Below are 23,499 nucleotides of genomic sequence, written 5' to 3' on the forward strand. Positions count from 1 at the left end.
CCCCGCAATCGCAGGCATGTGATCGGCGGGGCGGGGGTGGGTTGGGCAGGCTTTTCAAGCTCGGTCTCCAGCGCGTCGACACCAGTCGATCAGTGATGTTAATTTTATGTCAGTTGACTTCTAGAGTGATATTTATAACTATCAAGCCGTTCGCTGAAGTGCGGACGATTTGTGCCCATTCGCAGCAGGAAAGACCGCATCGAGATGATCATCCCCGGAAAATATCTGTTGTTCCTGGGCGATGTCGCCGATCGGCTCGACGCGAAGACGGCGTGCGGGCTGCTCGATTGGGCGCCGGAGCGGTGCGCCGGCCAGTGGCGGCTGCCTTCCTGCGGCGTCGATCTGGGCCTGGAGGACATGGGCTTCGATCAGGCGCGCGCTGCCGGGGCGCAAACGCTGGTGATCGGCGTGACACCTTTTGGCGGCGCCATCGCGGATACATGGATCGCCCCGATCACGGCCGCGCTCGATGCCGGTCTCAATGTCGCAAGCGGCATGCACAGGCGGCTCGGCAGCGTTCCGGAGATCGCCGCCGCAGCGGAGCGATCGGGCGCGTCGCTGTTCGACGTCCGCGTTCCGGGCCGCTCCTTTCCCGTCGGCACCGGCCGGAAGCGCACCGGCCGGCGGATGCTGATGGTCGGCACCGATTGCGCGGTGGGCAAGAAATATACGGCACTCGCCATCGCGCGCGCGATGGCGGAAAGCGGCAGGAAGGCCACCTTCCGCGCCACCGGACAGACCGGCATATTGATCGCGGGCGAGGGTGTTCCGATCGACGCGATCGTGTCCGATTTCATCGCGGGCGCGGCGGAGAGCCTGTCGCCCGACAATGATGCCGATCATTGGGACGTGATCGAGGGCCAGGGCTCGCTGTTCCATCCCGCCTATGCGGGCGTGGCGCTTGGCCTGCTCCACGGTTCGCAGCCCGACGCGATCATCCTCTGCCACGCGGCGGGCCGCACGCATGTTGACGGCTATCCCGATTTCCTGTTGCCTGAACTGGCCGAATGCATCGAAGCCAATCTGGATCTGGCGCGGCGCACCAATCCGGCGGTCCGTTGCGCGGGCATCAGCGTCAATACCTCGGCGCTGCCTGCGGAAGCCCGGGCCGGCCATTTACAGGCCATCGCCGATCGTTTCGGGCTACCCTGTTTCGATCCCGTGGCGACCGGGGCTGACGCGCTCGTCGCGCATGTCGCCGCCACCTTCGACTAGGCGTTTCCATGGACATCGCGGTTCGCGTCGAAACCTGGCCTCTGATCCATCCGTTCCGCATCACGGGATGGACCTATGACGCGCTCGACCTCGTCGTCGTGACCGTTCGGGATGGGGAGCATGAGGGTCGTGGTGAAGCCGCCGGGGTCGATTATCTCGGCGAAACACCGGCAGGCATCGCCGACACGATCGCGTCGATACGCGACGTCTTTCGCGAGGGCGTGGATCGCTTGCGTCTGCAATCGCTGCTGCCGATCGGCGGCGCACGCAATGCACTCGATTGTGCGCTATGGGATCTGGAGGCCGCGCGCTCGGGACGGTCCGCCTGGCAGATGGCCGGCATCACCACACCCACGCCTTGCCTCACCACCTGGACGATCGGCGCGGAACCGCCGGATGTCGTGGCCGAGCGGGCATCGGCCTATGCTCACGCGCGCGCGCTGAAACTCAAGCTGACGGGCGATGGGCTCGATGCCGATCGTGTCCGCGCCGCTCGTGCGGTGCGCTCCGACGTCTGGCTGGGCGTAGACGGCAATCAGGGTTTTTCACGCGAAGCGCTCGAACGCCTGATGCCGGTGCTGCTCGACGCCGAAGTCGCCTTGATCGAGCAACCGCTGCCGATCGATCGAGACGTCGATCTCGATGACTTCGTTTCGCCCATCCCGATCGCGGCCGACGAAAGCGTTCAGGGGCTGAGCGACATCCCGACGCTCTCGCCCGGCTTTTCCGTGATCAACATCAAGCTCGACAAATGCGGCGGACTGACCGAGGCGCTGGCGATGGTGGAAGTGGCGCGCGCGCGCGGGCTGCAGGTGATGGTCGGCAACATGCTCGGCACCTCGCTCGCCATGGCGCCCGCCTTCATCGTTGGCCAGCTTTGCGACATCGTCGACCTCGACGGGCCGGTGCTGTTCACCGCCGATCGTGAGCCGCGCGCCGATTATCGCGACGGCATGATCTGGTGTTCCGACGACATATGGGGCGGCGTCCGCAACCAAGAGCCGGCGGCATGACGCACGGCAATCGCATCGACGATATGAAAACATCATGAGGGGAGAGACGATGTTCAGCCTGGCCAAGACCTTCTGCGCGATGGCGGCGCTTTGCACGGCGGCGCCGGCGCTCGCCGCGCCCGATCCGGTAACCTTCAGGAAACAGCTCGATACGTTCATCGAGCAGGAGATGCGCCAGGAAAAAGTGCCCGGCGTCTCGATCGCGGTGTTGCGCAAGGGCGAGGTCGTCGTGGCCAAGGGCTATGGCCAGGCCGATGTCGAGAATAATGTTCCGGTGACCACCGAAACCATCTTCCAGTCGGGATCGGTCGGCAAGATGTTCACCGCCGCGGCGGTGATGACGCAGGTCGAGCAGGGCAGGATGAGCCTGGACGACCTTGTCTCCAAATATCTGCCCGATGTGCCGGCAAGCTGGGGGGCTATGACCATCCGCCATCTCCTGACGCACACTTCGGGCGTGGCCAATTACGGCCGCGATTTCGATTACCGGCGCGATTATAGCGATGACGAACTGGTCAAGATCGCCGCCGCCATGCCGCTCGATTTCGCGCCCGGCGCGCGCTGGAACTACAGCAACACCGGCTATGCGCTGCTCGGCATTCTCGTGAAGAAGGCGACGGGCAAATCCTATCTGGAGGTTCTCGACACCGAAGTCTTCAAGCCGCTCGGAATGAAGACGGCGCGGGGGATCAGCGACGGCGATATCGTGATGCATCGCGCCTCAGGCTACCAGTTGGACGGCGGCGTCCTGAAGAATCAGGATTTCGTGTCGCCGACGATGAATTCGACGGCGGACGGATCGCTCTATTTCTCGCTCGACGACATGATCGCCTGGGCGCGCGGCGTCGAACAGGGCAAGGTGCTGAGCGCGGCAAGCTGGAAGCAGGTCTATACGCCCGCGCGGCTCAACAGCGGCAAGCCTTACCCCTATGGTTTCGCGTGGCGCCTGGATAGCGCCGCCGGCAAGCCGCGCTATCATCATGGCGGCGCCTGGCAGGGATTCCGCACCTATTATTCGCGTTATCTGGGGGACGATCTGTCGATCGTGCTGCTGACCAATTCGGCCGAAACCGACCTCGACGCCTTTGTGGACGGTATCGCGAAACTCTGGGATCCGGCGCTGGTGGCGCCCGCTCCACGCCCCAAGGCCGAACCCGACACCGCCCGCCGCGTCACCGCGCTGATCGAAACCGCGCGCACGGGTGCGCTGCGTCAGCAGGATGTTCCGCTTGTCGGGGGCGAAATGCTCGCGATGATGAATCCGCATTTCGCCAAGCTGATGAAGCCGCTTGGGGCGCTGACGAAGCTCGAACTGGTGGAGCGCGAGGAGCTGGGTGACGATATCAGCTACACCTTCGATGCCGGTTTCGGCGATCGCAGGATGAAGGTGCGGTACGCCGTGGCGCCGGGCAACCAGGTGTCATCCTTCTTCATCTCCGAATAACCCGCGCGACAAAAGGACGGAATGGCCATGGCTATCGAACAGACTCAGGCGCCCCGATCTTTCCGGACGGGCGGTTGGCGGACATTGTTGCGCGGCGCATGCGGCCCGATCCTGGCCGCCGCCGCGATGACGGTCTCGACGGCCGCGATCGCGCAATCGACGCTGATCACCGGTGCGCAGGTCGTCGACGGCACCGGTGCGCCGGCGCGTTCCGCGTCGGTCCGCATCGAAGGCGGCAGGATCGTCGCGGTGGGCGATCTCGCGCCGCGCAAGGGTGAGCAGGTGGTCGATGGCGTCGGGCAGGTGCTGTCGCCGGGCTTTATCGATACACACAGCCATCATGATCACGGGCTGTTCGAGCAACCGGATGCGGTGCCGGTGACCAGCCAGGGCGTCACGACGATCATCGTCGGGCAGGACGGCGGATCGGAACTGCCGCTGACCCCGCTGTTCGACAAGATGAAGAAGACGCCGGTCGCGGTGAATATCGGCACCTATATCGGCCATAACTCCGTTCGTGCCGCCGTGCTGGGCAAGGATTTCAAGCGCGTCGCCACCCCGGCGGAGATCGAGCGCATGCGCGCGCAGGTGCGTCAGGGCATGGAGGCCGGCGCGATCGGCCTGTCGACCGGGCTCGAATATGATCCGGGCATCTATGCCAGCAAGGACGAGGTGCTGACGCTCGCCAAGGAAGCCGCGCGTTTCGGCGGGCGCTATATCAGCCACATGCGCAGCGAGGATCAGTTCATCTGGGCCGCGCTCGACGAGATCATCAATATCGGCCGCGTCACCGGCATGCCCGTGCAGGTCTCGCACATGAAGCTCGCGATGACCGATTGGTGGGGGCAGGCGGATCGTTTCCTTGGCATCATGGATCGCGCGCGCGCCACGGGCGTCGATATCACCGGCGACGTCTATCCCTATGAATATTGGCAATCGACGCTGACGGTCATGTTCCCCAAACGCGATTTCACCAATCGAGAAAGCGCCGAATTCGCGCTGAAGCATCTGGCGCCGCCGGAAGGGCTGATGCTCTCCGAATTCAGCCCGGACCGAAGCCTGGTCGGCAAGACGGTCGCCCAGATCGCGGCGCAGCGCGGCGTGGATCCGGCCGTCGCGCTGATGCAGTTGATCGCAGAATCGCAGGTGCCGGGTGCGCGCGAGATGGTGATCGGCACCAGCATGCGTGGCGACGATATCGCGAAGCTCATCGCCTGGCCGCATGCCAATATCTGCAGCGACGGCATGCTGGGGGATCTCCACCCGCGCGGCATCGGATCATTTCCCCGTGTGCTGCGCCGCTATGTGCGCGAGGAGAAGATCCTGACGCTGGAACAGGCGATCAATCGGATGACCGGGGCGACGGCCCAGCATATGGGCATCACCGATCGCGGCGTCATCCGCCCCGGCGCGCGTGCCGACCTCGTCCTGTTCGATGCCGCCCGGATCGCCGATCGTGCGACCAGCGAGACTCCGTCCGCGCTGTCGGTCGGCATATCGCGCGTCTGGGTCAATGGCGGCCTGGTGCTGAAGGACGGTCAGGCGACGGGCGTCCATTCCGGGCAACCCGTTCTAAGGAGCGGCGCACCGGCGAAGAAAGCGGCGCGCGCGCGATCGGGGCGGTAATCCGTTAGACCCAGGGGCGTTCGCGGAACCATTTGGTGACGATATGCTTGACGCCCGCGGTCACGGGCAGTCCGGCATGGATGCTGTCCATATTGGGGGCGCCGTCCGCTCCCATATTGTTCCAGGCGAGCAGCATGCCCTTGCGCGGCGAGACGGCGATGCCGGCCATCGGGAACTGCGTCTCGCCGCCGCCCTCGGGCTCGTTGAGATAGATCATCGCGGTCCAGCTCCGCTGTCCGCCATGCTTTTCCTGTTCCGGCCAATAGGGCTGGCTGACATGGAAGAAGTCGTGATGCGCCTTGAACTGCTGACCCGGTTCATAACGCTGGCCTTGCAGCGTTTCGCCATGGCTGGGGTCGATTCCCAGCAATGCGCAGATGCGGTTGTCGATGGCGATGACGCCGGGGTCCCAGCGATAGAGATCGCCGCTCGAACTCGTGCGGTTGCCGGCCTCCTGCCCATAGAGGAATTGGGAGGAGGGCCGGCTGCTCGCGTCGATCAGGCCGATCAGGAAGCCGCATTCGGCATCGTCGAGGAAGTTCTGCCGGGCGAACAGCTCCACGCCGGAGACCGGAATCTTCTGGACCTCCGGCGTCGCGGCGAGCCGCGCGCCCGCTGCAACGCCGATCGCGGCCAGCGCGGGCGAGGCGGGGCCGCCGAACGTGGTGCGCATTGCGCTCAGACGTCGAGATTGGCGACGTTGAGCGCGTTCTCCTGGATGAACTCGCGCCGTGGCTCGACGACGTCGCCCATCAGTCGCGTGAAGATCTCGTCGGCCATGTCGGCCTGCGCGATCTCGACCTTCAGAAGCGAACGGTTCTGCGGATCCAGTGTCGTTTCCCAGAGTTGTTCCGCGTTCATTTCGCCCAGCCCCTTGTAGCGCTGGATCGAAAGCCCCTTGCGGCCGGCGGCCAGGATCGCTTCGAGCAGGTCGGACGGCCGCGTGACCGCCACACCCTTCGTGTCGGCGACGGGCGTTTCCTCCTCGCCCTCGCCTTCGCCCGCTTCCTGCTGAGCGGCAGCGCCCTTGGGCAGCGTCACCAGCTTGGCGATACCGGCGTAGCTCTCCCGCTGCTCTTCGATCAGTGCGTGGAGACGGCGCGCCTCCTGACTGGAAAGGAAGGCGGCCTCGATGATGTGATGATCTGTGACGCCGCGCCACATGCGCTGCAGGTGATAGCCGCCTTCGGCGCTGAGGCCGGCCGACCAGCGCGCTTCGGGATCGGCGCGATCCAGCCATTGCGCGACGCGGTTGAGCGCTTCGCTGCGCTGGCCCGGCTCAAGCGCTGGATCGAGCGCGCCGACCAGCGCCAGCGCCTCGATAATGCTCGAATCATAGCGGCGCGGCACATAGCGCATCAGGCTGCGCATCCGCCGTGCATGATCGGCCAGCGACTTGAGATCCTCGCCGAAGCGCACGCCGCCCGACGTTTCAAGCCGGGTCGAGCCCACGCCGGCCTCGACCAGATAATTGTCGAGCGCGGTATCGTCCTTCACATAGACTTCGCTGCGGCCGCGCGCGACCTTGTACAGCGGCGGCTGTGCGATGAAGAGGTGCCCGGCTTCGATGATCTCGGGCATCTGGCGGTAGAAGAAGGTCAGCAGCAGCGTGCGGATATGCGCGCCATCGACGTCTGCGTCGGTCATGATGACGATCTTGTGGTAGCGCAGCTTCTCGAGGTTGAAGTCGTCGCGCCCGATGCCCGTGCCCAGCGCCTGGATCATCGTGCCGATCTCCTTGGAGGAGAGCATGCGATCGAAGCGTGCGCGCTCGACATTCAGGATCTTGCCCTTGAGCGGCAGGATCGCCTGGACGTTGCGGTCGCGGCCCTGCTTGGCCGATCCGCCTGCCGAGTCACCCTCGACCAGGAACAGTTCGGACTTGGCGGGATCGCGCTCCTGGCAGTCGGCGAGCTTGCCGGGCAGCGATGCGATGTCCATCACGCCCTTGCGCCGGGTCAGCTCGCGCGCGCGCTTGGCGGCCTCGCGCGCGGCGGCGGCGTCGATCACCTTCTGGACGATCGAGCGGGCGTTGGCAGGGTTCTCCTCCAGCCACTCGGCCATCTTGTCGGCGAGCAGGCTTTCGAGCGGCTGGCGCACTTCGGAGGAAACCAGCTTGTCCTTGGTCTGCGAGCTGAACTTGGGATCGGGCAGCTTGACCGAGACGATCGCGGTCAGCCCCTCGCGCATGTCGTCGCCGGTCAGCGAGACCTTTTCCTTCTTCAGCAGGCCGGACTTCTCCGCATAGCCGTTGAGTGTGCGCGTCAGCGCCGCACGGAAGGCGGCAAGGTGCGTGCCGCCATCGCGCTGCGGGATGTTGTTGGTGAAGCAGAGGACGTTTTCGTAATAGCTGTCGTTCCACTCCAGCGCGACATCGATGCCGATATCGTCGCGCTGGCCGGTGATCGCGATCGGCTCCGGGAACAGCGCGGTCTTGGCGCGGTCGAGATATTTGACGAAGGCGGCGATGCCGCCCTCATAATAGAGCTCGTGCTCCACCCGCTCCTCGTGTCGTGCATCGGCCAGGATCAGCCGGACGCCCGAATTGAGGAAAGCGAGCTCGCGATAGCGATGTTCGAGCTTCTCGAAATCGAATTCGGTGATCTTGAAGGTGGCGGGGCTCGGGAAGAAGGTGACCTTGGTGCCCTTCTTCCCGTTCGCCGGGCCGACAACCTTGAGCGGCGCCACGGCATCGCCGAACGCGAAGCGCATGTAATGTTCTTCATTGTCGCGCCAGATGGTGAGATCGAGCCATTCGGAAAGCGCGTTCACCACCGAGACGCCCACGCCGTGCAGGCCGCCGGAGACCTTGTAGGCATTGTCGTCCGACGTGTTCTCGAACTTTCCGCCGGCATGGAGCTGGGTCATGATGACCTCGGCCGCCGACACGCCTTCCTCCGGGTGGATGCCCGTCGGAATGCCGCGGCCATTATCCTCGACCGATACCGAGCCGTCGGCGTTGAGGGTGATGCGGATCAGGTCGCAATGGCCGGCCAGCGCCTCGTCGATCGCGTTATCGGAAACCTCGAACACCATGTGGTGAAGGCCCGATCCATCGTCGGTATCGCCGATATACATGCCCGGCCGCTTGCGGACCGCATCCAGCCCTTTCAGGACCTTGATGGAGTCGGCGCCATAGGCGTTCTGATTGCTGGTCTGGGAAGGTTCTTCGTTCATGCCGATTCTATAGCGAAGGGTCGGGCGAAGCCCAAGGAAAAGCGACTGCCGATGATGTTGGGAGCTAGATGGATATAATCATTCCATCAGCGATTTTGAAGGCCGAAGCGGAGTTCGGGAGCCCGGTGAACAATGCATCCTCGGTCCCCGTCATCCAGACTTGCCCGCCGGCATCCGCCAGCCTTTCGAACAGCGCGGCGCGGCGGCTCGGGTCGAGGTGCGCGGCCACCTCGTCGAGCAGCAACACCGGGCGCCGGCCGGCGCGTTCCGCGACAAGATCGGCATGGGCTAGCACGATGCCCAGCAGCAGCGCCTTCTGCTCGCCGGTCGAGCAGCGTTCGGCCGGCTGGTTCTTGCCGAGATGGGTGACGATCAGGTCCTGGCGATGCGGCCCGGTCAGCGCGCGGCCGGCTGCCGCGTCGCGCGCGCGCCATGCCGCGAGGTCGCCGGGCACGCCGCCTTCGATGGCGAGTCCCGCGCGCGCGAATGGTCCTTCGGGCACATCCGCCAGCCGCATGCCAAGCGCGGCCACGGTCTCGATCCTGGCCTCAGCCACGGCGGCGCCATGTTCGGCCATCTGCGCCTCGAGCGCGGTGAGCCAGCCGGTATCGGGCCGTGTCTCGCCGGTCAGCAGCTTGGTGCGCGCGCGCATCGCCGCTTCGTAACGCGTGGTCTGAACGGCGTGACCCGGATGAAGGGCAAGCACCAGCCGGTCGAGAAAGCGACGGCGATTGCCAGCGCCTTCGACGAACAGCCGGTCCATGGCCGGGGTCAGCCACAAGACCGAGAGCCAGTCAGACAAGGCAGTTGCGGCTGCCTGCGCGCCGTTGATGCGCACCTGCCGACGCTCTGGTGTCGTAGCCAGGGTGCCTGTGCCGATCGAGATCGGGTCCTGGTCGTCCGGTGATGATTCGGCGACTTGCGCCGCGACCGCGAAGCCGCCAGAGCCGCCGTCGCGCGCGATTTCTGACAGCGCCGCGCGCCGCAGGCCCCGGCCGGGCGCCAGCAGCGAGACAGCCTCCAGAATATTGGTCTTGCCCGCGCCATTTTCGCCGGTCAGCACGACGAAACCCGGTCCGGGCGTGATCAGCGCATCGGCATATGAGCGGAAGTCGCTCAGCGACAATCGGGTCAGCAGGCTCATGAGAATCCGATCAAAGCAGCACCTTGATCGGCCCCGATTACACCCGCATCGGCATGAGCACGTAGAGCGCGGGCGACTTGTCGTTCTCGCGGATCAGCGTGGGTGCCGCCGCATCGGCCAGGTGGACCTCGACGATATCGCCTTCGATCTGGCCGAGAATGTCGAGCAGATAACGGGCGTTGAAGCCGATCTCGAAACCTTCCGAGACGTAATCGCCCGGAACTTCTTCCGCCGCCGTGCCATTTTCGGGGCTGGTGACCGACAGGGTGATCTTGTCGCGTTCCAGCGCCATCTTGACCGCGCGGGTCTTTTCGGTGGCGATGGTCGCGACGCGATCGACGCCTTCCTCGAAGCTGCGCGGATCGATCTTGAGCATCTTGTCGTTGCCCGTCGGGATCACGCGGCTGTAATCAGGGAAGGTGCCGTCGATCAGCTTGGAGGTCAGCACCGCGCTGCCCAGTCCGAAGCGGATCTTGGTCGGCGACAACGTCACCTCGACCGATCCGTCGACCTCGTCGAGCAGCTTGCGGAGTTCGCCGACGCATTTGCGTGGCACGATCACGTCAGGCATGCCCTCCGCGCCGTCGGGGCGCGCCACGGTGACGCGTGCCAGACGGTGGCCGTCGGTCGCCGCCGCCTTCAGCACCGGCTGTGCCTCGTCGGAGACGTGCAGGAAGATGCCGTTGAGATAATAGCGCGTCTCTTCGGTCGAGATCGCGAAGCGGGTCTTGTCGATGATCTGGCGCAGCGTTTGCGCGGGCAGCTCGAACTTGGTCGGCAGCTCGCCCTCGGCGATCACCGGGAAATCGTCGCGCGGCAGCGTCGAGAGATTGAAGCGTGCGCGGCCGGCGTTGATCTGCATCTTGCCGTCGGCGGCAGCGAGCTCGACCTGGCTGCCCTCGGGCAGCTTGCGTGCGATGTCGAACAGGGTGTGCGCGGACACCGTCGTCGCACCGGCCTGGTCCACCGCGGCCTCGACCGATTCGACGATCTGCAGGTCGAGATCGGTCGCCATCAGCCGGATCGTGCCGTCCGCGCTCGCTTCGAGCAGGACGTTGGACAGAATCGGGATGGTGTTGCGCCGCTCGACCACCGACTGAACGTGGCTGAGGCTTTTCAGCAGCGTTGCGCGTTCGATCGTCGCCTTCATGTCCGTGTTCCCCCGGGCGTACCACTATGGCTGGAGCCGGAGCGCGGAACCGGCTCGGCCAGTCTCCCTCATTAGCAAGAAAAAGGGCCGGAGCAAGCGCCCCGACCCTCTTTTCTCAGGCATGTCGCCGCCGGTTCAGAACCGGACGCCGACACCCGCGAGCGCCTGGTGGCGCTCGACGCCCTGCTCATAGTTCGAGTAGCGATACTCGCCCTTCAGATAGACCCGGTTGCCGAGCGACTGCTCGACGCCCGCACCGACACGGATGCCGTCCAGGTGATTCTTGGCCAGCGTGGTTTCGGTGGTGCCGTTGTCCGAGGTGAACTTGGCATCGGCATTGGTATAGCCTGCCTTCGCATAGAGCAGCGTGCGGCCGCCCACGACGGTGCCGACGCGCGCGCCGGCATAGAGATCACGGCCGGCCTTCAGGCACAGGCGCGGATCGGCGACGGTCTTCGCACCTGAACAGGCGCGGTTGCTCGAATCGCTATACTCGACTTCGGCGCCGATCACGGCGCCACCCATCTGGGCGTCGTAGCCGGCATTGATGCCGTACATGACGTCGTCGCTCTTGCTGCCGCCGCCCTGAACGCGGTCCCAGCCGACTACGCCTTCCACGCGCGGGCCGGTGAACGGTGCATCCTGGGCCATGGCGGGGGTGGCGAAGGCGATCGCGACGAGCGAGGCCAGAACAAGTTTACGCATAATTTCACTCCACTCACTTTGCCCCGAAAGGGCGGGGCAGGTGCTCAGTGCACTATTCCGGGAGAGGTTGCATGAACCTCACATAAACAGCGCCAAGCGTTGCATTTTTGCCACGAACGCGCGATGGCCCTGCCATGGACCGGACGGCACGCTTCTTCATCGCGCGGCATGGCGAAACCGTTTTCAACGCCGCGGCGCGGATGCAGGGCGATCATGTCCATACGCCGCTCACGCGCGCGGGTTTCGCCCAGGCGGACGAGATGGGCGAGGCGCTGAAAGCCTATCTGGATCGGCATCCTGGCTCGCCGCCGACGCTCTGGGCATCGGACGCCGGCCGCGCGCTGCAGACGCTGGCGGTGGTTGCCGAACATATCGGCGCGGACTGGCACCGGACGCGCGTCGATACCCGGTTGCGGGAAATCGATCTCGCCGCATGGGGTGGCCGCGGCTATGCCGATGTGATCGCGGAAGGCGGGCCGTTGCTCGATCCGGCGACGGGGCTGTTCAGCCGCACCGCGCCCGGCGGCGAATGGTATGATCAGATCGCGGCGCGGCTGTCGGCCTGGCTCGCCGATACGCGCGACGAGCCAGGCGATCGGCTGATCATCATGCATGGCCTGTCGTCGCGCGTGCTGCGCGGGGTGATGACCGGGATCGCGCATGATCCCGTGCTCAAGGCTGGCGTCGCTGCTGGTCTCCCCCAGGGATCGATGGTGATGATCGCGGATGGCGCGGAAACTGTGATCCATCGTGGCCGGGGCAGGGCTCCGGCGTGATCCGGGGGGCTGCCGCGCTGGCCGTGATCGCCATCGCGGCGCCGGCGATGGCGCGCGATTCGCTCGGCATCTTCGAAGGCTGGGGCGCCTTCAGGGATGATCGTCCCGCACGCTGCTACGCGATCTCCGAACCTGCGGCGCGCAGCACCGGCGGGCGCTGGCGGCCATTCGCCAGCGTGGCGCACTGGCCGGGCCGCAATGTGCGCGGCCAGCTCCACATCCGGATGAGCCGGACCCGCGCCGCCGATGCGGTCGTGATCCTGACGGTCGGTGATCGCCGCTTCCGCCTGGCATCGGGCGGTGCCGACGCCTGGGCGCCCGATGCGCGCGCCGATGCCGCCATCGTCGCGGCCATGCGCAACGCCACCAGCATGGCGGTCGCCAGCCGAGACGGAAATGGCCGTGCCTTCACCGATGCCTATCGTCTGCGCGGGGCCGCCACCGCGATCGATGCCGCCGCATTGGGCTGCGCCCGCCGCCGCTAGAGCGCTTCCCGAAAAAGTGGGAACCGGTTTTTCGGCCGGGGAGCGCTCAAAATATAGGCATTGCGCAGCTTGCAGTGGAAAATATCGGCGTTTTTCCCTACATGGCGCCGATGAACGCCCCCCAGACCATCACCATGCCGATCCCCGGCCATATCGATCCCGTGCCCGTGCCGCGCCCGAATGTGCCGCGCACCGATGGACGGATCGACCTGGTCGGCCTGTCGCGCGACCAGATCCGGGCCACGCTCGCCGACGCGGGGCTTGATCCCAAACAGGCGAAGCTGCGCGCCAAGCAGCTCTGGCACTGGATCTACAATCGCGGCGCGACCGACTTTTCGGTGATGACCGATATTGCCAAGGCCCAGCATCCCTGGCTTGCCGAACGCTTCGTGATCAGCCGCCCCGAAGTGGTGGAGGCGCAGGTCTCGACCGACGGCACGCGCAAATGGCTGCTCCGCTCGGATGACGGTCAGGACTATGAAATGGTCTTCATCCCCGATGCGGATCGCGGGACGTTGTGCGTGTCGAGCCAGGTCGGCTGTACGCTCAACTGCCGCTTCTGCCATACGGGCACGATGCGGCTGGTGCGTAACCTGATGCCGGGCGAAATCGTCGGGCAGGTGATGCTGGCCCGCGATTCGCTTGGCGAATGGCCGTCGCAGCCCGAAGGGCGAATGCTTACCAACATCGTCATGATGGGTATGGGCGAGCCGCTCTATAATTTCGACGCGGTGCGCGATGCGCTGAAGATCGTCATGGATGGTGACGGTCTGGCGCTGTCGAAGCGGCGGATCACACTGTCCACATCGGGTGTGGTGCCGATGATGGCGCGCGCCGGCGAGGAGATCGGCGTGAACCTGGCGGTATCGCTCCATGCCGTCACCAAGGAGATCCGCGACGAGATCGTGCCGCTCAACCGCAAATACGGGATCGAGGAACTGCTCCAGGCCTGTGCCGACTATCCCGGCGCCAACAATGCGCGGCGGATCACCTTCGAATATGTGATGCTCAAGGACAAGAATGACAGCGACGAGGATGCGCGCGAGCTTGTCCGGCTGATCCGGAAGTTCAAGCTGCCCGCAAAGGTGAACCTGATCCCGTTCAATCCCTGGCCGGGCGCGGCCTATGAATGCTCGACGCCCGAACGGGTGCGGCGCTTCTCCGACATCGTGTTCGAGGCGGGCATTTCCGCGCCGGTGCGCACGCCGCGCGGGCGCGACATCGATGCCGCCTGCGGTCAGCTCAAGACCGCCGCCGAGAAGAAGAGCCGCGCCGAGCTGGACCGGCTGGCAGAGGAAAAGCAGGCGGCGCTTGGCTGATCCCGCCGCCGCGGCGGGGCTTGCACTGTTGGCCGGCCTCGTGGGCGGCGCGATGAACGCGCTCGCCGGCGGCGGCACGTTCGCGACGATGCCGACGCTTATCGCGCTCGGCCTGCCTTCGCCGATCGCCAACGCGACGAGCAATGTCGCGCTCCAGCCCGGGGCGATCGCCAGCGCCTGGGCCTATCGCGACGGACTGGAACCGTTGGGCGGCATCAGCGTCCGCACGCTTGTCGCAATCACCTTTTTCGGTGGGCTGGCCGGCAGCCTGTTGCTGGTCGCCACGCCGACGCGGACCTTCGATATCGTCATACCCTGGCTGTTGCTGCTGGCGACATTGGCCATGGCGTTCGGCAAGCGTGCCTCCAACGCGCTGCACAGCCGCGTCAGGATCGGCACGGGCACGCTGATCGGGGTGCAACTCGCGCTCGGCATCTATGGCGGCTATTTCGGCGGTGGCGTCGGGTTGATGATGATGGCGGCCTGGGGCCTGCTTGCCGGCGTCGAGCCACACCATCTGGCGGCGCCGCGCACGCTGATGCTCGCCATAGCCAACGCCGCCGCGACCGCGATCTTCGTCGTCGCGTCGATGGTCGTGTGGCAGCTCGCCGTGCCGATGCTGATCGGGGCCGTCGTGGGGGGCTATCTCGGCGCGCGCGTCGGGCGGATCCTGCCGCCGCATGTCATTCGCGCCGTCACCCTGTTCGTGACCGCTGCGATGACGGCCGTCTTCTTCTGGCGCGCCTATAGTTGAGCCGGGTTTACAGCCGGATCGTCGGATGGGATTGTCCAACGCATGGCGAGCCTGGCGGAGAGCGAGCGAGATGCGACGGTGCGGCCACCGGCTCCGCATGTGCTTCGCCATCGCCTGTCCACGCGAATCTGGCATTGGACCAATGCGCTTGCCGTCTTCACGCTGCTGATGAGCGGACTGATGATCTTCAATGCGCATCCCCGCCTCTATTGGGGCCAATATGGCGCCAATTGGGATCGCGCCTGGCTGCTGATCGGATCGGACGACACGCGCGGCTATCTCCAGATCGGCAATCGTCGCTGGGATACCACCGGGGTGCTGGGGCGCTGGGAAGACGGGCAGGGCCGGGTGCAGCGCCGTGCCTTTCCGCACTGGGCGACGATTCCCTCCACCTATAATCTCGCCCTGGCGCGCCGCTGGCACCTGAGCTTCGCCTGGCTGTTCGCGTTCGGGCTGCTGGGCTTCATGGTGCGCGCGTTCTGGAACGGCCATGTCCGCCGCGATCTCAGCTTCACGCGCGCGGAGATTGCACCATCGGCGGTCTGGCGCGACGTGAAGGACCATCTGAAGCTGCGCTTCGATCATGGCGGCGGCTATAATATGCTGCAAAAGGCCAGCTATATCGGTGTCATCTTCATGCTGCTGCCGCTGATGATCCTGACCGGGCTCACCATGTCTCCGGGAATGGATGCGGCCTGGCCCTGGCTGCTCGACCTGTTCGGCGGTCGCCAGTCGGCGCGATCGATCCATTTCATCGCGGCGGCGGCACTGGTATTGTTCGTCCTTGTTCATCTGCTGCTGGTGGTGCTCGCGGGACCGCTGCGCGGCATCGCTGGGATGATCACCGGGCGCGTGAGGGCGCGCGGATGAGCGGCATCGTCAGCCGGCGGCGATTGCTGACGAGCGCGGCGCTCGGCGCGGGTGGACTGCTCGCCGGCTGCGATCGGCTCGGCGAGAGCCCGGCGGTCCGCAAGATCCTGTTCTCCGCCGACGCGATGAATCGCCATGCGCAACGGCTGATCACCGATCGCCATGCGCTGGCCCGCGAGTTCGAGGCGGCGGACCTGTCGCCTTTTTTCCGCGGCAACGGCACGCAGAACCCGCAGGGTATCGACTATCGTGCGCATGCGGCCGACAATTTCGCGCGCTGGCGGCTCGAGATTCGCGGATTGGTCGCTCGACCGCAAAGCCTGTCGATGGCGCAAATCCGATCGATGCCGGCGCGCACCCAGATCACGCGCCACGACTGCGTCGAGGGCTGGAGTGCGATCGGCAAATGGACGGGGGTGCCGCTTCACCGGCTGCTCGATCTGGCGGGGTTGCGCGAATCGGCGCGTTACTTGGTCTTCCGCTGCGCGGACGAGATGGGCGGCGGCATCGCCTATTATGAATCGATCGACCTGATCGACGCCTTCCATCCCCAGACGATTCTCGCCTGGGTGCTCAACGACAAGATCCTGCCGATCCGCAACGGCGCTCCACTGCGGCTGCGGGTCGAGCGCCAGCTCGGTTACAAGCACGCCAAATATGTCCAGGCGATCGACGCGGTTTCCAACCTCGACGGAATCGGGCTGGGCAAGGGCGGTTTCTGGGAGGATCGCGCCCAATATGAATGGTATGCCGGCATCTGACCCGCACTTGGCTCGATCACCGCATCGGCCTTGACCCTTCACGCCGCTTTCAGCATTCGGGTTTTCGGGGGATCGACAGCAGGAGGCTTGATGGCTCTGATCGACGTTTTCCTGTCGCGACTGGTGACGCGCGGCACGCTCACCCTCACCGACCATGCCGGACGTAGCCGCAGTTTCGGCTCGCCTGATCCCGATTATGGCGAAGTCTCGATTCGCTTCACCGATGCGGGCGCAGCCGGCTATGTCGCCAGCCATCCCCGCTTGGGCGCGGCTGAAGCCTATATGGACGGCCGGCTGGTCGTCGAGCAGGGCGATATCCTCGATCTCATCACGCTGGTGCGCAAGAACCAGCCCTGGGAACGCGGCGGCCAGCTCAAGATCCGCAATCCGCTGCGCCGCGCGCTCAGCAATGCCGGCAGCCGGCTGTCGCGGCTCAACTGGCAGGCGCGATCGAAGCGCAACGTCGCGCATCACTACGATCTCGGCAACGATTTCTACCGGCTCTTCCTCGATGCTGACATGCAATATAGCTGTGCCTACTTCACTGATCCGGCGAACAGCCTGGAACAGGCGCAGATCGACAAGAAGGCGCATATCGCCGCCAAGCTTCATCTGAAGCCGGGCCAGCGCGTACTCGATATCGGCTGCGGCTGGGGCGGCATGGCGCTTTATCTGCATCGCACCTGCGGCGTCGACGTGCTCGGCGTCACCCTGTCGGAGGAACAGCTCAAGATCGCACGTGAGCGGGCGGCGGCGGCGGGCGTTTCGGATCATGTGAAGTTTGAGCTGATCGACTATCGCAATGTCGAGGGGCAGTTCGACCGGATCGTGTCGGTCGGCATGTTCGAGCATGTTGGCCCGCCGCATTTCCGCGAATTCTTTCGCAAATGCCGCAACCTGTTGGCCGAGGACGGCGCGATGCTGATCCACACCATCGGTCGCTTCGGCGTTCCCGGCACCACCGACGCCTTTACGCGCAAATATATCTTTCCCGGCGGCTATATCCCGGCACTCTCCGAAACGTTGGCGGCGAGCGAGAAAAGCCGGTTGATCGCAGCCGATGTCGAGACGCTCCGGCTGCACTATGGGCTCACCATCCGCCGCTGGTATCAGCGCACCGTCGACAATCGCGAGGCCATCGTTGCCATGTATGACGAGCGCTTCTACCGGATGTGGCTGTTCTATCTGGCCGGCGCGATCTCGACTTTCGAATATGGCGGCATGGGCAATTACCAGATCCTCTACACCCGCCGCCGCGAAGCGCTGCCCATCACCCGCGACTGGATCGCGGCGGAGGAGAAGCGCCTCGCGGCACTGGGTTGAGAGCGGGCCGGTGCCGCCTCTGGAAAGCGCTCTTCCGCGCTTTCCTCAAACAAGTCCTCAAGCGCCGAAGCCGCCGTCGATCGTCTGCATCGATCCGGTGATCATCCCGGCTTCCGGCCCGGCGAGATAGGCGGCGAGGCCGGCCACCTCGTCGGCATGGACATGGCGCTTGATCGCCATGAAGCTGTGCATCGTGTCGGCCATCGGTCCTGCGGCCGGGTTCATGTCGGTATCGGTCGGGCCCGGCTGGATGTTGTTGACGGTGATGCCGCGCGCGCCGAAATCGCGTGCCAACCCGCGCACCATGCCCTGGATCGCCGATTTTGTGAGTGCATAGGCGGCACCCCCAGCAAAGGGCATGCGGTCGCCATTCGTCGATCCGATCACGATGATGCGGCCACCCTCGGGCATGGTCCGCGCCGCTTCGACAGCGGCATGATATGGGGCGCGGACGTTGACGTCGATCATCCGGTCGATCGCATCGGCATCCAGGGTCAGCGGATCGCCCATCACCAGCGCGCCGGCATTGATCACCAGTACGTCCAGCGGACCGCGCTCCGCCACCGTCGCGGTCAGCGCGTCGCGATCCGCGCTGTCGGTACGAACGGCTTCGGCGCCGGTTTCGGCGGACAGGGCTTCGGCGGCGGCCAGCGCGCCGGCATAGGTGAAGGCGACCCGTGCACCGTCGCGCGAGAAACGGCGGACGATCGCGGCGCCGATGCCGCGGCTGCCGCCGAGGACGAGGACATTCTTGTCGGTGAAATCGGTCATGGGAAGGTTCCTTGCGATCTTGTGTAGTGATCGCTACATATTATCGCGAAAGAGTTCCGGCAAGGATTATTTTAGTGAACGCTACACAAAATCGGAAACCCAGTGTTTCGGGCGGGAGGGGCAGGCCCCGCGCGTTCGATGCCGACCGCGCCGTGGAGACGGCGATGACGTTGTTCCATCACAAGGGGTATGACGGTGTGGGTGTCGCCGAGATCGGCGAGGCACTGGGCATCCGTCCACCGAGCTTCTACGCCGCGTTCGGCAGCAAGGCCGGCCTGTTCCGGCGTGTGCTGGCACTCTATGCGAGCGGTGAGGCCAATGTGTTCGCGACCGCGCTGGCCGAGGGCGGCGATGTCGCTACCGTGATCGCGCGGATGTTCAGGGTTGCGGCCCGGATCTATGCGGTTCCCGGATGCGCGGCGGGTTGCCTTGTGCTCGACGGCACCCGCAACAGCGCCGATGTCGAAGCACGCGCCATCGCGGGCGAAGCCAAGGCTGCCAGCCGCGCCGCGATTCGCGATTTCATCGCCGGCGAATATCCCGATCGCGCCGACGAACTTGCCGAGTTCGCGACGGTCGTGCTCGCCGGCATGTCGGCCAGCGCCCGCGACGGGGACGACGGGGCGATGCTGGCGCGCTTCGCCGAAAAGGCGGCGCGCGCCTTTGCCCGGGAAGCCAATCAATCCGGGTGATGCGCGTCCATATAGGCGAGTGATTCGGCAGCCAGCCTTTCGAGCACCGCCATATCCACATCGGCGAGGCGCTTGATGTAGAGGCAGCCCTTGCCGCTTTCATGTTTCCCGAGCATGGCGAGCAGGGTTTCGAAGGCCGGTGTCCGTCCGTTGAAATAGAGGACGAGCGCCGCCTTGCGTGGGCTGAAGCCGATCCGGCACATCTCGCCTTCACGTCCGCTTTGGTAGCGATAGTGATAGCGGCCATAGCCGATGATGCTCGGCCCCCACATCGCCGGAGCCATGCCGGTAATCCGGCGCAGCAGCGTGTCGAGCGTGCGGACATCCTCGCGGCGGGCATCGGGTTCGACCGAATCGATGAACGCCGCCACGTCGTTTCCGGTGAGCCTGGTCTTGTTTTCCGCCACTGCGATCACGCCTTTCTTACGGGGAATGTTGCACAGGCGCGGCTTTGCGCATAGGCGCACTCGCGCGATTCCCGGCATGAGAAGGATCCCTGATGAGCGACAAGATCAACCGCGTGGTACTGGCCTATTCCGGCGGTCTCGACACCAGCGTGATCCTGAAATGGCTCCAGCAGACCTATCAGTGTGAGGTGGTCACCTTCACCGCTGATCTCGGCCAGGGCGAGGAACTGGAGCCCGCGCGCCGCAAGGCGGAGATGGCCGGCGTCAAGCCCGAGCATATCTTCATCGATGATCTGCGCGAGGAGTTCGTTGGCGATTTCGTCTATCCGATGATGCGCGCCAATGCGTTGTACGAGGGGCTCTATCTGCTCGGCACCTCGATCGCGCGGCCGTTGATCGCCAAGCGCCAGATCGAGATCGCCCGCCAGGTGAATGCCGATGCGGTCAGCCATGGCGCGACCGGCAAGGGCAACGACCAGGTCCGTTTCGAGCTCGGTTATTACGCGCTCGCGCCCGACATCAAGGTGATCGCGCCGTGGCGCGAATGGGATTTGACCAGCCGCACCCGGCTGATCGAATTCGCCGAGGCGCACCAGATTCCGGTTTCCAAGGACAAGCGCGGCGAGGCGCCGTTCTCGACCGACGCCAACCTTCTCCACACCTCGTCAGAGGGCAAGGTGCTCGAGGATCCGTGGGAGGAAGTGCCCGACTATGTCTTCTCGCGCACCGTCAATCCCGAGGACGCGCCCGACACGCCGGAGGTCATCACGATCGATTTCGAGCGTGGCGATGCCGTGGCGATCAATGGTGAGGGCCTGTCGCCGGCCAGCCTGCTGACCAAGCTCAACGAGCTGGGCCGCGTTCATGGCATCGGCCGGCTCGATCTGGTCGAGAACCGCTTCGTCGGCATGAAGTCGCGCGGCATGTACGAAACGCCGGGCGGCACGATCCTGCATCTGGCGCATCGCGGCATCGAGCAGGTGACGCTCGATCGCGGCGCCGCGCATCTGAAGGACGAGCTGATGCCGCGCTATGCGGAGCTGATCTACAACGGCTTCTGGTTCAGCCCGGAGCGCGAGATGCTGCAGGCGGCGATCGATCATAGCCAGGAAAAGGTGACGGGCACCGTTCGCCTGAAGCTCTACAAGGGCGCGGCGCACATCATCGGCCGCAAGTCGCCCTATTCGCTCTATTCGGAGAAGGTCGTGACCTTCGAAGACGATCAGGGCGCCTACGACCAGCGCGACGCCGAAGGCTTCATCAAGCTGAACGCGCTGCGACTGCGGTTGCTCGGCCGCCGCGACCGCTGATTTCCAGTGCAGGTGATCCGCTTCGGCGGATCGCCGCATGCGCTAGCTTCTGAACGTCCAGAAGCGGTTGAGCGCGAAGCCGAACCAGGGCGTCACGAGAATCATCGGAACGATGGATAGCGTGACGCCCAGCGACAGCTTCTGGACGAACAGCCAGACCCAGAAGCTGTTGAGGAAATAGGCCAGCAGCGAGACGATGACGAAGCGCCCGGGCGCGCCCAGGCCTTTCGCGGCGGTGTTGGTGTGGCCGAAGGTCCACCGGCTGTGCAGCAGATAGCCGGTGATGCCCGCGACGATCGCTGCGATGGTGTTGGCGAGATAGGCATCGACGCGAACCGGCTCCGCGAGCAGCCAGTAAACCCCCGAATGCAGCAGGGTGATCGCGCCGCCGCCCACTGCATAAGCGGCGATCTGGCCGAACATGGTCTTGGGTGCGCGGATCATGCCGGATGCTCCCTCCAGTCCCGGCCCGACCGCCATGCGGCGAACGCGAATGCGGCGAGGATCGCGACCGGGGACAGCCAGACGCCATCGCGGGCCAGCGGCACCTGGGCGACGGGCGCCACGAACATCGCGCCATAGGCCAGCCTCTCCGGCGACCACCAGCGCGCGGGCGAGCGCGCCGCCCAGACCAGCGCGATCAGCGAAAGCGCGACAAGGTCATAATTGAACGAATAGGGTAGGATCAGCATCGTGCCAGCGATCGAAAGCAGGCCGATATCGGCAAGCTTCGCGCCGCGCCGATCGGCCCAGACGAGCAGCGCCATCGTGATCAGGCCGAACAGGATCTGGCCCAGCAGGATGGGGCCATCGCGGTCGATCGCCATCAGCATCCGGCCGACCGTGGGCATCATGTAATAATATTCGCGTTGCGCGCCGGGGTCGATCAGCCCGACCTGAAAGCTGAGGGTCGAGGTGAGCCAGGTCGTCCAGGCATCGATGCCGAAGAACAGCGTCGATGCGAGCACCAGCGCGAGCGTGCCGAAGGTCGCCCAGGCGATGGTGGACCATTGGCGCTTGGCCGCCAGGATGAAGGGGACGATGATTCCCATATGGGGCTTCACGCTCATCAGCGCGAAGCTTGCGCCCGATAACCCAGGCCGGCGCCCGGCGTTCCACCAGCCGAGCAGCGCCAGCCCGCCGATCAGATAGCCAAAATGGCCGGCCCACAGGTTCACCAGCGCGCCGGGCAGCAGCAGCACCGACCAGATCGGCAATCCTGCTTCCTTGAGCCAGGGGCGGGCCGCCCAGGTGAAGATCGCGAAAGTGCCGATCAGCCACAGCGCCAGCGACCAGAGATAGGACGGGAAACCGAACGGCACCGACAGCATCAGCATATGCGGCGGATAGGAGAATGCGTAGATGCCATAGACGTCGGCCGCCGCGCGCAGGGTGCGGCGATATTCGGCGCGGTCGTAGATACCCTCGGCGCCCTTCAGCGCTTCATGGCCGCCATGCCAGATGTTGACGAAATCGCGCCCGACGATCGCGGACGGGGTGACGTGCAGGCCGGGAAGCGCCTGGAACCGCTCATATTCGTCGGAGACCAGATCATAGCCATACCAGCCGGCCGCCGGCCAGATCACCAGTCCGAACAGCCCGAACGCCATGATCAGGCGTTTGAGCTTCGGCCATTGCCGTCGCAGCGCTGCCGTCATCGGTCAGGCTATCCGCTCTCGATAGAAGATGTCGCGCCCGATGCTTTCGATCGCGTGATCCTCGGGGATCGGCGGCAGCCAGCGCAGGAAGCTGTGCGGATAGGGGAAGAAATGGAGATGCGGGTTGAAGGTGAAGCGATATTCGCGCTCCTGCGGCACCACCAGGATCAGCGTGCCGCGCGTGACGCGGCGGAGCTCGGTGAGCGCCTGGCGGAAATCAAGGATATGTTCGAGCACATGGGTGCAGATCACCGTGTCGAAGCTGGCATCGGCGAAGGGCAAGGCCTCGATCGGCCCCTCGACGAAGCTGATCTCCGGGTGGCGGGTGCGTGTGCCATCCTCGATGATGAAATCGGTGCCGGTGATGTCGAGTTCCGGCCGGCGATGCTTGATCCAGTCGACGAGATAGCCGGTGCCGCAACCGACATCGAGCACCGTGGCGCCGCGAATCTCCGAAAGGATGCGATCGAGGCAGGCGGCGCTGTTGTCGGTTTCGTGTTGGACACGCGGCAACCGCTCGTAGATCTCCCGATATTCCTCCGCCGTCACGAACGGAATGCGTTCGCGGAAGCGCTCGATATCGTCGACCAGAGTTCCCCAATGGCGGCGAAACAGCCAGCGCATGGGGCCGGAATCGCGGATGAAGGGTGGGATCACCTCTTCGAGCACGGTGCGGATGGCGTTGGTTGTCTCGCGCTTCATCGAGTGCGGCTCGTCTGATCCCTTGGCACCGTCGCCGGCGCATCTACAATTTCGCGGCGACGCAATACGGTTTGTCCTCGCTTCCCGCAATGCTTCTCGCTCGTCGCGGAATGTGGTGATGGCGGGATCTTGCGAGGGGCGTTGCGGGAAGGCGGGACTGGGCCTAAGCAGGGGGGACGGGCAAACAGGCGGTGAGC

General features: G+C 65.1%; 23 protein-coding genes. 13 read left to right on the plus strand and 10 right to left on the minus strand.

Annotated elements, in window-relative coordinates; genetic code table 11:
* The first annotated feature begins 204 nt into the window (after positions 1 to 204).
* Genes dgcN through ACODTA_RS21345 form a run of 4 tightly spaced genes read left to right on the plus strand, consistent with a single transcriptional unit; the run spans position 205 to position 5,298 of the window.
* Complete coding sequence (gene dgcN / locus ACODTA_RS21330) at positions 205 to 1,215, plus strand: N-acetyltransferase DgcN (RefSeq protein ID WP_489068379.1); 1,011 nt, start codon at positions 205 to 207, stop codon at positions 1,213 to 1,215.
* Between the two features lie 8 nt (positions 1,216 to 1,223).
* A complete protein-coding gene (locus tag ACODTA_RS21335) occupies positions 1,224 to 2,228 on the plus strand; it encodes a dipeptide epimerase (RefSeq protein WP_489068381.1) in 1,005 nt (334 codons plus the stop codon).
* Between the two features lie 34 nt (positions 2,229 to 2,262).
* Positions 2,263 to 3,672 carry a serine hydrolase domain-containing protein gene (locus ACODTA_RS21340; protein WP_489068383.1) on the plus strand — a complete coding sequence of 470 codons (1,410 nt, stop codon included), beginning with the start codon at positions 2,263 to 2,265 and terminating at the stop codon, positions 3,670 to 3,672.
* 27 nt (positions 3,673 to 3,699) lie between these two features.
* Positions 3,700 to 5,298, plus strand: a complete 1,599-nt coding sequence (locus ACODTA_RS21345; RefSeq protein ID WP_489068385.1) for an N-acyl-D-amino-acid deacylase family protein — start codon at positions 3,700 to 3,702, stop codon at positions 5,296 to 5,298.
* A 4-nt stretch (positions 5,299 to 5,302) separates the two neighbouring features.
* On the opposite strand, the gene ACODTA_RS21350 is transcribed toward ACODTA_RS21345, so the two are convergent.
* The 5 genes from ACODTA_RS21350 to ACODTA_RS21370 all read right to left on the minus strand — a co-directional run bounded on the left by ACODTA_RS21350 (position 5,303) and on the right by ACODTA_RS21370 (position 11,474).
* Positions 5,303 to 5,971, minus strand: a complete 669-nt coding sequence (locus ACODTA_RS21350; protein ID WP_489068387.1) for a prolyl hydroxylase family protein — start codon at positions 5,969 to 5,971, stop codon at positions 5,303 to 5,305.
* Between the two features lie 5 nt (positions 5,972 to 5,976).
* On the minus strand, positions 5,977 to 8,475 hold the full coding sequence (gene gyrB / locus ACODTA_RS21355) for a DNA topoisomerase (ATP-hydrolyzing) subunit B (RefSeq protein ID WP_489068389.1): 2,499 nt from the start codon (positions 8,473 to 8,475) through the stop codon (positions 5,977 to 5,979).
* A 64-nt stretch (positions 8,476 to 8,539) separates the two neighbouring features.
* On the minus strand, positions 8,540 to 9,619 hold the full coding sequence (gene recF / locus ACODTA_RS21360) for a DNA replication/repair protein RecF (protein ID WP_489068391.1): 1,080 nt from the start codon (positions 9,617 to 9,619) through the stop codon (positions 8,540 to 8,542).
* 37 nt (positions 9,620 to 9,656) lie between these two features.
* On the minus strand, positions 9,657 to 10,769 hold the full coding sequence (gene dnaN / locus ACODTA_RS21365; RefSeq protein WP_489068393.1) for a DNA polymerase III subunit beta: 1,113 nt from the start codon (positions 10,767 to 10,769) through the stop codon (positions 9,657 to 9,659).
* Positions 10,770 to 10,904: 135 nt separating this feature from the next.
* On the minus strand, positions 10,905 to 11,474 hold the full coding sequence (locus ACODTA_RS21370; RefSeq protein ID WP_489068395.1) for an outer membrane protein: 570 nt from the start codon (positions 11,472 to 11,474) through the stop codon (positions 10,905 to 10,907).
* 134 nt (positions 11,475 to 11,608) lie between these two features.
* On the opposite strand from ACODTA_RS21370, the gene ACODTA_RS21375 reads away from it, so the two are divergent.
* The 7 genes from ACODTA_RS21375 (at position 11,609) to ACODTA_RS21405 (ending at position 17,762) form a co-directional block, all read left to right on the plus strand.
* The gene (locus tag ACODTA_RS21375) at positions 11,609 to 12,250 is read left to right on the plus strand and encodes a histidine phosphatase family protein (protein WP_489068397.1); all 642 of its coding nucleotides are present in this window, start codon (positions 11,609 to 11,611) and stop codon (positions 12,248 to 12,250) included.
* Entirely contained in the window at positions 12,247 to 12,735 is a 489-nt protein-coding gene (locus ACODTA_RS21380; RefSeq protein ID WP_489068399.1) for a hypothetical protein, read from the plus strand. Before ACODTA_RS21375 ends, ACODTA_RS21380 begins: the two co-directional genes overlap by 4 nt.
* A gap of 110 nt (positions 12,736 to 12,845) precedes the next feature.
* Positions 12,846 to 14,054 carry a dual-specificity RNA methyltransferase RlmN gene (rlmN, locus tag ACODTA_RS21385; RefSeq protein ID WP_489068401.1) on the plus strand — a complete coding sequence of 403 codons (1,209 nt, stop codon included), beginning with the start codon at positions 12,846 to 12,848 and terminating at the stop codon, positions 14,052 to 14,054.
* Complete coding sequence (locus ACODTA_RS21390; protein WP_489068403.1) at positions 14,047 to 14,808, plus strand: sulfite exporter TauE/SafE family protein; 762 nt, start codon at positions 14,047 to 14,049, stop codon at positions 14,806 to 14,808. The genes rlmN and ACODTA_RS21390 overlap by 8 nt, the downstream gene beginning before the upstream one ends.
* 42 nt (positions 14,809 to 14,850) lie before the next feature.
* Positions 14,851 to 15,678 carry a cytochrome b/b6 domain-containing protein gene (locus ACODTA_RS21395; RefSeq protein ID WP_489068405.1) on the plus strand — a complete coding sequence of 276 codons (828 nt, stop codon included), beginning with the start codon at positions 14,851 to 14,853 and terminating at the stop codon, positions 15,676 to 15,678.
* Positions 15,675 to 16,439: a molybdopterin-binding protein gene (locus ACODTA_RS21400; RefSeq protein ID WP_489068407.1), complete on the plus strand. Its 765-nt coding sequence runs from the start codon at positions 15,675 to 15,677 to the stop codon at positions 16,437 to 16,439. The genes ACODTA_RS21395 and ACODTA_RS21400 overlap by 4 nt, the downstream gene beginning before the upstream one ends.
* Positions 16,440 to 16,529: 90 nt before the next feature.
* On the plus strand, positions 16,530 to 17,762 hold the full coding sequence (locus ACODTA_RS21405) for a class I SAM-dependent methyltransferase (RefSeq protein ID WP_489068409.1): 1,233 nt from the start codon (positions 16,530 to 16,532) through the stop codon (positions 17,760 to 17,762).
* Between the two features lie 57 nt (positions 17,763 to 17,819).
* Here ACODTA_RS21405 and bdcA read toward each other — a convergent pair whose 3' ends face one another.
* Positions 17,820 to 18,533 carry an SDR family oxidoreductase gene (gene bdcA, locus ACODTA_RS21410; RefSeq protein WP_489068411.1) on the minus strand — a complete coding sequence of 238 codons (714 nt, stop codon included), beginning with the start codon at positions 18,531 to 18,533 and terminating at the stop codon, positions 17,820 to 17,822.
* A gap of 164 nt (positions 18,534 to 18,697) precedes the next feature.
* On the opposite strand from bdcA, the gene ACODTA_RS21415 reads away from it, so the two are divergent.
* On the plus strand, positions 18,698 to 19,225 hold the full coding sequence (locus ACODTA_RS21415; RefSeq protein WP_489068413.1) for a TetR/AcrR family transcriptional regulator: 528 nt from the start codon (positions 18,698 to 18,700) through the stop codon (positions 19,223 to 19,225).
* Here ACODTA_RS21415 and ACODTA_RS21420 read toward each other — a convergent pair.
* Positions 19,213 to 19,638 carry a DUF1801 domain-containing protein gene (locus ACODTA_RS21420; protein WP_489068526.1) on the minus strand — a complete coding sequence of 142 codons (426 nt, stop codon included), beginning with the start codon at positions 19,636 to 19,638 and terminating at the stop codon, positions 19,213 to 19,215. The genes ACODTA_RS21415 and ACODTA_RS21420 overlap by 13 nt on opposite strands.
* 86 nt (positions 19,639 to 19,724) lie before the next feature.
* Between ACODTA_RS21420 and ACODTA_RS21425 the strand changes: the two genes are divergently transcribed.
* Positions 19,725 to 20,942, plus strand: coding sequence for an argininosuccinate synthase (locus ACODTA_RS21425; protein WP_489068415.1), 1,218 nt, complete (start codon positions 19,725 to 19,727; stop codon positions 20,940 to 20,942).
* Positions 20,943 to 20,984: 42 nt separating this feature from the next.
* Here ACODTA_RS21425 and ACODTA_RS21430 read toward each other — a convergent pair whose 3' ends face one another.
* Genes ACODTA_RS21430 through ACODTA_RS21440 form a run of 3 tightly spaced genes read right to left on the minus strand, consistent with a single transcriptional unit; the run spans position 20,985 to position 23,302 of the window.
* Complete coding sequence (locus tag ACODTA_RS21430; RefSeq protein ID WP_489068417.1) at positions 20,985 to 21,386, minus strand: GtrA family protein; 402 nt, start codon at positions 21,384 to 21,386, stop codon at positions 20,985 to 20,987.
* Positions 21,383 to 22,600, minus strand: coding sequence for a glycosyltransferase family 87 protein (locus ACODTA_RS21435; RefSeq protein ID WP_489068419.1), 1,218 nt, complete (start codon positions 22,598 to 22,600; stop codon positions 21,383 to 21,385). Before ACODTA_RS21435 ends, ACODTA_RS21430 begins: the two co-directional genes overlap by 4 nt.
* A 3-nt stretch (positions 22,601 to 22,603) precedes the next feature.
* Positions 22,604 to 23,302 carry a class I SAM-dependent methyltransferase gene (locus tag ACODTA_RS21440; protein WP_489068421.1) on the minus strand — a complete coding sequence of 233 codons (699 nt, stop codon included), beginning with the start codon at positions 23,300 to 23,302 and terminating at the stop codon, positions 22,604 to 22,606.
* Positions 23,303 to 23,499: the final 197 nt, after the last annotated feature.

It is taken from the genome of Sphingomonas sp. FG14, assembly GCF_057809675.1.

Bases quoted from the DNA above. Each gene is read 5' to 3' on its own strand.
- ACODTA_RS21430 (WP_489068417.1), bottom strand. From the start codon at position 21,386: ATGATCCGCGCACCCAAGACCATGTTCGGCCAGATCGCCGCTTATGCA.
- ACODTA_RS21345 (WP_489068385.1), top strand. From the start codon at position 3,700: ATGGCTATCGAACAGACTCAGGCGCCCCGATCTTTCCGGACGGGCGGT.
- ACODTA_RS21395 (WP_489068405.1), top strand. From the start codon at position 14,851: ATGGCGAGCCTGGCGGAGAGCGAGCGAGATGCGACGGTGCGGCCACCG.
- ACODTA_RS21340 (WP_489068383.1), top strand. From the start codon at position 2,263: ATGAGGGGAGAGACGATGTTCAGCCTGGCCAAGACCTTCTGCGCGATG.
- recF (WP_489068391.1), bottom strand. From the start codon at position 9,619: ATGAGCCTGCTGACCCGATTGTCGCTGAGCGACTTCCGCTCATATGCC.
- ACODTA_RS21370 (WP_489068395.1), bottom strand. From the start codon at position 11,474: ATGCGTAAACTTGTTCTGGCCTCGCTCGTCGCGATCGCCTTCGCCACC.
- dnaN (WP_489068393.1), bottom strand. From the start codon at position 10,769: ATGAAGGCGACGATCGAACGCGCAACGCTGCTGAAAAGCCTCAGCCAC.
- rlmN (WP_489068401.1), top strand. From the start codon at position 12,846: ATGAACGCCCCCCAGACCATCACCATGCCGATCCCCGGCCATATCGAT.
- ACODTA_RS21440 (WP_489068421.1), bottom strand. From the start codon at position 23,302: ATGAAGCGCGAGACAACCAACGCCATCCGCACCGTGCTCGAAGAGGTG.
- ACODTA_RS21375 (WP_489068397.1), top strand. From the start codon at position 11,609: ATGGACCGGACGGCACGCTTCTTCATCGCGCGGCATGGCGAAACCGTT.
- gyrB (WP_489068389.1), bottom strand. From the start codon at position 8,475: ATGAACGAAGAACCTTCCCAGACCAGCAATCAGAACGCCTATGGCGCC.
- ACODTA_RS21335 (WP_489068381.1), top strand. From the start codon at position 1,224: ATGGACATCGCGGTTCGCGTCGAAACCTGGCCTCTGATCCATCCGTTC.
- ACODTA_RS21425 (WP_489068415.1), top strand. From the start codon at position 19,725: ATGAGCGACAAGATCAACCGCGTGGTACTGGCCTATTCCGGCGGTCTC.
- ACODTA_RS21415 (WP_489068413.1), top strand. From the start codon at position 18,698: ATGACGTTGTTCCATCACAAGGGGTATGACGGTGTGGGTGTCGCCGAG.
- bdcA (WP_489068411.1), bottom strand. From the start codon at position 18,533: ATGACCGATTTCACCGACAAGAATGTCCTCGTCCTCGGCGGCAGCCGC.
- ACODTA_RS21400 (WP_489068407.1), top strand. From the start codon at position 15,675: ATGAGCGGCATCGTCAGCCGGCGGCGATTGCTGACGAGCGCGGCGCTC.
- ACODTA_RS21350 (WP_489068387.1), bottom strand. From the start codon at position 5,971: ATGCGCACCACGTTCGGCGGCCCCGCCTCGCCCGCGCTGGCCGCGATC.
- dgcN (WP_489068379.1), top strand. From the start codon at position 205: ATGATCATCCCCGGAAAATATCTGTTGTTCCTGGGCGATGTCGCCGAT.
- ACODTA_RS21435 (WP_489068419.1), bottom strand. From the start codon at position 22,600: ATGACGGCAGCGCTGCGACGGCAATGGCCGAAGCTCAAACGCCTGATC.
- ACODTA_RS21405 (WP_489068409.1), top strand. From the start codon at position 16,530: ATGGCTCTGATCGACGTTTTCCTGTCGCGACTGGTGACGCGCGGCACG.